General features: G+C 64.2%; 1 protein-coding gene. It reads left to right on the plus strand.

Annotated elements, in window-relative coordinates:
* The coding region (locus tag WBB95_RS24960) for a non-ribosomal peptide synthase/polyketide synthase (protein WP_424489997.1) at positions 1-6762 on the plus strand (6762 nt) is incomplete at its 5' end.
* Positions 6763-7147: the final 385 nt, after the last annotated feature.

A 7147-nucleotide genomic window follows, 5' to 3' on the forward strand; every position in this document is an offset into this window, starting at 1 on the left:
CTGTTCCAGGTGATGTGCAACGTGCAGCGCTGGGAGTTCCAGCAGCGCCGCCAACTGGCCGGCATGACGGTCGAGTACCTGGCCAACGATGCCCGCGCGACCAAGTTCGACCTCAACCTGGAAGTCACCGACCTCGACCATCGCCTGGGTTGCTGCCTGACCTACAGCACTGACCTGTTCGACGAACCGCGCATTGCGCGCATGGCCGAGCATTGGCGCAACCTGCTGGAAGCATTGATCGCAGGCCCCGAACAACGCCTGAGCGAGTTGCCATTGCTGACGATGGTTGAGCGGCGTGCGTTGCAAGACAGCCTGGGCGTCGAGGCTGGCGAGCATCGCCTTGACCAGTGCATTCATCAGCTGTTTAGCCAGCAGGCGGTGGCCCGTGGTGATGCACCCGCGCTGACCTTTGCCGGCGAAACCCTCAGCTACCGCGAGCTGGACGCCCGCGCCAATCGCCTGGCCTGGATGCTGCGCGAGCGCGGGGTGGGCCCGCAGGTGCGCGTCGGCCTGGCGCTGCCGCGCTCGCTGGAAATGGTCATCGGCCTGCTGGCGATCCTCAAGGCCGGCGGCGCCTACGTGCCGCTGGACCCGGAATACCCGCTGGAGCGCCTGCACTACATGATTGAAGACAGCGGCATCGGCTTGCTGCTCAGCGATGCAACGATGTTCCAGGCCCTCGGCGAGCTGCCGGCAAGCGTGGCGTGCTGGTGCCTGGAAGACGACCTTCCGGTGCTGGCCAACTACCCGGCCACCGAGCTGCCGTTTATCAGCCTGCCGCAACACCAGGCCTATCTGATCTACACCTCCGGTTCTACCGGCAAGCCGAAAGGCGTGGTGGTGGCCCACGGTGAAATCGCCATGCATTGCCAGGCCGTGATCGAGCGCTTCGGCATGCGCCCGGATGACTGCGAACTGCATTTCTATTCGATCAACTTCGACGCCGCCACCGAGCGCTTGCTGGTGCCGTTGCTCAGCGGTGCGCACGTGGTATTGCGTGCCCAGGGGCAGTGGGATGCCGAAGAAATCTGCGCGCTGATCCGCACTCATCAAATCAATATCCTCGGCTTTACCCCGAGCTACGGCAGCCAGTTGGCGCAGTGGCTGGCGACTCGGCAGCAGCGCTTGCCGGTGCGCATGTGCATCACTGGCGGCGAAGCGTTGACCGGCGAACACCTGCAGCGCATTCGCGCAGCGTTCCAGCCCGAGGTATTTTTCAACGCCTATGGCCCGACCGAAACCGTGGTGATGCCGTTGGCCAGCCTGGCGCCGGAGCACCTGGAGGAGGGCGCCGCGAGCGTGCCGATCGGCAGCATTATCGGTGACCGTGTGGCCTATATTCTGGATGCCGACCTGGCGCTGGTGCCGCAAGGCGCGACCGGCGAGCTGTATGTCGGCGGGGCCGGGCTGGCGCAGGGTTACCACGCGCGTCCGGGGATGACGGCGGAGCGGTTTGTCGCTGATCCGTTTACCGGCAATGGCGGGCGCCTGTACCGCACCGGCGACCTGGTGCGCCAACGCGCCGAGGGTCTGGTGGAGTACCTGGGGCGCATCGACCATCAGGTGAAGATTCGCGGTTTCCGTATTGAGCTGGGCGAAATCGAAACGCGCCTGCTGGAACATCAGGACGTGCGCGAAGCGGTGGTGCTGGCGCTGGATTCACCGAGCGGCAAGCAGTTGGTGGCGTATCTGGTCAGCGACACCGACCACGGCCCCTTGCGCGAAGCGCTGAAGGCGCATCTCAAGGCGCAACTGCCGGACTACATGGTGCCCGCGCACTTGATCGTGCTGGACAGCATGCCGCTGACCGCCAACGGCAAGCTCGACCGCCGTGCGTTGCCGCAACCGGTCCCCGACGCCAACCGCCAGCAGTACGTGGCGCCGCGCAACGCGCTGGAGCAAACCCTCGCTGCGATCTGGTGCGCCGTGCTTAACGTCAAGCAGGTTGGCCTGGACGACAACTTCTTTGAGCTGGGCGGCGATTCTATCCTGTCGATCCAGGTGGTCAGCCGCGCGCGGCAGGCGGGCATTCATTTCAGCCCGCGCGACCTGTTCCAGCACCAGACCGTGCAAACCCTGGCCGCCGTCGCCACGCGCGCCGAGCAGGTCAGCGCCGAGCAAGGCGTGCTGACGGGCAGCTCGGGTCTTACACCGATTCAGCACTGGTTCTTTGATACCCAGATCCCGAATCGTCAGCACTGGAACCAGGCGCTGCTGCTCAAGCCGCTGCAACTGCTCGACCCGCATCGCCTGGAGCAGGCTTTGCTGTCGGTGCTGGAACACCACGACGCCCTGCGCTTGAGTTTTACCGAGCGCGACAGCCACTGGCACGCCGAGCATTTGGCGGTGCCGCAAGGCGGGGTGCTGATGCAGGCCCAGGTGCGCGACATGGATCAATGCACCGCGCTGTTCAGCGACACCCAGCGCAGCCTCGACCTCGAACACGGCCCGCTGCTGCGCGCCTTGCTGGTGGACGGCCCCGAGGGGCAACAACGCTTGCTGATCGCGGTCCATCACCTGGTGGTCGACGGCGTGTCGTGGCGCGTGTTGCTCGAAGACCTGCAAGCGGTGTATCGCCAATTGAGCAATGGCGAGTCCGTCAGCCTGCCGGCCAAGACCAGCGCCCTGCGTGACTGGGCCGCGCGCTTGCAGGCGTATGCCGGCAGTGAATCCCTGCGCGAAGAATTGAGTACCTGGCAGGCTCAATTGGCCGGCCCGGCGGTGGAATTACCGGTGGATCGCCCGCAAGGTTCGCTGCGCAACCGCGACGCCGACACGCTCAGCGTACGCCTGGATGCCGAGCACACTCGCCAATTGCTGCAACAGGCCCCAAGCGCCTACCGCACCCAGGTCAACGATTTGCTGTTGACCGCACTGGCCCGCGTTGTGTGCCGCTGGAGCGGCCACGCTTCGGCGCTGATCCAGCTCGAAGGCCACGGCCGCGAAACCCTGTTTGATGAGATCGACCTGACCCGCAGCGTGGGCTGGTTCACCAGCGCTTACCCGGTGCGCCTGACCCCGCTGCGCATTGAAGAAGCGGCGGGGCAGGGTGCGTCGATCAAGGCCATCAAGGAGCAACTGCGCGCGGTGCCGCACAAAGGCCTGGGTTATGGCGTGCTGCGCTACCTGGCGGACGACCTGATTCAGCGCAGCATGGCCGCGCTGCCGACGGCTGGCATCACCTTCAATTACCTCGGCCAGTTCGACCAGAGCTTCGGCGCCGATGCACTGTTCCATCCGCTCGATGAGTCGGCGGGCCAAGCTCATGACCCGGACGCGCCGTTGCCGAACGCGCTCAGCGTCGACAGCCAGGTGTACGGCGGTGAACTGGTGCTGCGGTGGACGTTCAGTCGCGAGCGGCATGACCAACAGACCATTCGCGAGCTGGCGGACGCTTACCTCGCCGAACTGCACAGCCTGATTGCGCATTGCCTCAAGGACGACGCCGGCGGCCTTACGCCGTCCGACTTCCCGCTGGCGCGCCTGACCCAGCCGCAACTGGATGCCTTGCCGGTGCCGGCCAGCGCCATTGAAGACGTCTACCCACTGACCCCGATGCAGGAAGGCCTGCTGCTGCACACCCTGCTGGAACCGGGCACCGGCCTCTACTACATGCAGGACCGCTACCGCATCAACAGCGCGCTCGACCCTGAGCGTTTCGCCCAGGCCTGGCAGGCGGTGATCGCGCGGCATGAAGCGCTGCGCGCCTCGTTCTGCTGGAACGTCGGCGAAGACATGCTGCAAGTGATCCACACACCCGGCAGCACGCCGATCGACTACCTGGATTGGAGTGCCGACCCGGAAAACGAGCAGGAGCCGCGCCTGCAAGCCTTGCTCAAGGCCGAGCGCGAAACTGGTTTCGATCTGCTCAACCAGGCGCCGTTCCACCTGCGCCTGATCCGCGTCGGCGAAGCGCGTTACTGGTTCATGATGAGCAACCACCACATCCTGATTGATGCCTGGTGCCGTTCGCTGTTGATGAATGACTTCTTCGAGATCTACATGGCCCTCGGTGAAGACCGCGACGCGCAATTGGCCACGCCGCCGCGCTACCGCGACTACATTGCCTGGCTGCAACGCCAGAACCTCGCCGAAGCGCGGCAGTGGTGGCAGCAGAACCTGCAAGGCTTCGAGCGCACCACGCCGATCCCGAGTGACCGGCCATTCCTGCGCGAACACGCGGGCTACGGCGCCATGGTGGTCGGCGATTGCTATACCCGCCTGGATGCTTGCGACGGCGCGCAATTGCGTGAACTGGCCCAAGCCCATCAACTCACCGTCAACACCTTTGCCCAAGCGGCCTGGGCGTTGGTGCTGCGCCGCGTGAGCGGTGATCGCGATGTGCTGTTTGGTGTCACCGTGGCCGGGCGCCCGGTGGAAATGCCCGAGATGCAACGCACCGTCGGCCTGTTTATCAACAGCATTGCGCTGCGGGTCAAACTGCCAGAAGACGGCCAACGTTGCAGCGTTCGCCACTGGTTGAGCAGCCTGCTCGACAGCAATATGCAACTGCGCGAATACGAATACCTGCCGCTGGTGACGATCCAGGAACACAGCGAACTGCCCAAGGGCCAGCCATTGTTCGACAGCCTGTTCGTGTTCGAAAATGCACCGGTGGAAGTCTCGGTGCTGGACCGTGCGCAAAGCCTGAACGCCACGTCGGATTCCGGGCGTACCCACACCAACTTTCCGCTCACGGCCGTGTGCTACCCGGGCGATGACCTCGGTTTGCACCTCTCTTACGACCAGCGCTACTTCGACGAAACCACCGTGCAAGGCATGCTCGGCGAGTTCAAGCGTCTGCTGCTGGCGCTGGTGCAGGGCTTCCATGGCGACATGGCCGACCTGCCGCTGATGGGCGCGCCGGAACGCGATTTCCTGCTGGAAGGCTGCAACCAGAGCGAGCATGACTACCCGCTGGAGCGCAGTTACATCGAACTGTTCGAAGACCAGGTGGCCGCGCACCCGCAGCGTATCGCCGCCAGTTGCCTGGACCAGCAATGGACTTATGCCGAGTTGAACCGGCGCAGTAATGGCCTGGGGCAGGCGTTGATCAACGCCGGGGTCGGCCTGGATCAGCCGGTAGCCTTGCTGGCCGAGCGGAATCTCGACCTGCTGGGCATGATCATCGGCAGCTTCAAGGCCGGTGCCGGTTACCTGCCGCTGGACCCGGGCCTGCCGAGCCAGCGCTTGAGCCGTATCATCGACCTGAGCCGTACGCCCTTGCTGGTGTGCACTGAAGCTTGCCGCGAACAAGCGCAGGAACTGCTCGAAGCGTTCGCCTGTTCCGGTCGGCCGAAGCTGCTGGTGTGGGACGCGCTGGCGCCGTCGCAGGAAAACCCAGGCATTTATAGCGGGCCGGACAACCTTGCCTACGTGATCTACACCTCCGGCTCCACCGGCCTGCCCAAGGGCGTGATGGTCGAACAGCGCGGCATGCTCAATAACCAGTTGAGCAAGGTGCCGTACCTGCAACTGACTGAGGCGGATGTGATTGCGCAGACCGCTTCGCAGAGCTTCGATATTTCCGTGTGGCAATTCCTCGCCGCGCCGCTGTTCGGCGCACGGGTGGACATCGTGCCGAACACCCTTGCCCATGATCCCCAGGGCTTGCTGGCGCACGTTCAGGCGCAGGGCATTACCGTGCTGGAAAGCGTGCCGTCGCTGATCCAGGGCATGTTGGCGCAGGAACGCATGAGCCTCGACGGCCTGCGCTGGATGCTGCCGACGGGCGAGGCGATGCCACCGGAACTGGCGCACCAGTGGCTGCTGCGTTACCCGCAGATTGGCCTGGTCAATGCTTATGGACCGGCGGAATGCTCGGATGACGTGGCGTTCTTCCACGTGGATTTGGCGTCGACCCGTGGCACTTACCTGCCGATTGGCACACCGACTGACAACAACCGTTTGTACGTGCTGGATGGCGCGCTGGAGCTGGTGCCGCAGGGCGCCGTCGGTGAACTGTGCGTGACAGGCACCGGTGTGGGTCGTGGTTATGTCAGCGACCCGCTGCGCACCGCCCACGTGTTTGTCCCCAACCCCTTCGGCGCACCGGGCGAGCGCCTGTACCGCACAGGCGACCTCGCGCGCCGCCGCAGCGATGGGGTGCTGGAATACGTTGGGCGTATCGATCATCAAGTGAAGATTCGCGGTTATCGCATTGAGCTGGGGGAAATCGAGGCGCGCCTGCATGAACAGCCGCAAGTGCGTGACGCGGCGGTCGGCGTGCAGGAAGGGGTCAATGGCAAGCACCTGGTCGGCTACCTGGTGGCCGCGGATGAAACCCTCAACCCGAGCGATCGCCTGGACCGTATCAAGCAACACCTGCGTGCCGAACTGCCGGAATACATGGTACCGCTGCACTGGTTATGGCTTGAGCGCCTGCCGCTGAACGCCAATGGCAAACTCGACCGCAAGGCCCTGCCGGCCCTGGAGATTGGCCAGTTGCACAGCCAGGATTACCTGGCCCCGCGCAATGAACTTGAGGGGACGCTGGCCGCAATTTGGGCTGAGGTCCTCAAGGTTGAACGGGTGGGTGTGCAGGACAACTTCTTCGAGCTGGGCGGGCACTCGTTGCTGGCCACGCAGATTGCCTCCCGCGTGCAGAAAAGCCTGCAACGGGACGTGCCGCTGCGGGCGATGTTCGAGTGCAGCACGGTGGCGGAGTTGGCCGCGTACATCGACGGGCTGGCGGTGAATGCGATCAGTGCGGAGAAGGTGGATCGGTTGAGTGATTTGATGGCGGAGTTGGAGGGGCTTTGAGGTTTGCTGGGATTGGGGAGGGCCCGGGGTGTACATATCCGTTGTTTGGGTGATGGCTGAGATGGGTTCCGCCCTTACGGCGGCTCACTTTTGGTGGAGCGCAAAAGTAAGCAAAACGCTCTTGCCCCTCCACTCGGCACCTCGCCTAGGCTCGGTGTGCCCTCACGCAGGCTTTGGAGCGTGGGCCGCCGCCACGCTCCAAAGCCTGCGTTCGGCCATCGTGGTTAACGGGGCGCCTGAGATCAAGATCACAAGCAGGATCAAGATCAAGATCTAGAGCACGGCGGCCTGAAAGCCGACCTGAGTGGTTGAAGCAACAGCCAGGTCAAGAGCAGAAGCCGATCTGCTTTTCTGTGGGAGCTGGCTTGCCTGCGATGGCATCAAC

The sequence above is a fragment of the Pseudomonas sp. genome (genome assembly GCF_049645325.1).
Lineage (GTDB): Bacteria > Pseudomonadota > Gammaproteobacteria > Pseudomonadales > Pseudomonadaceae > Aquipseudomonas.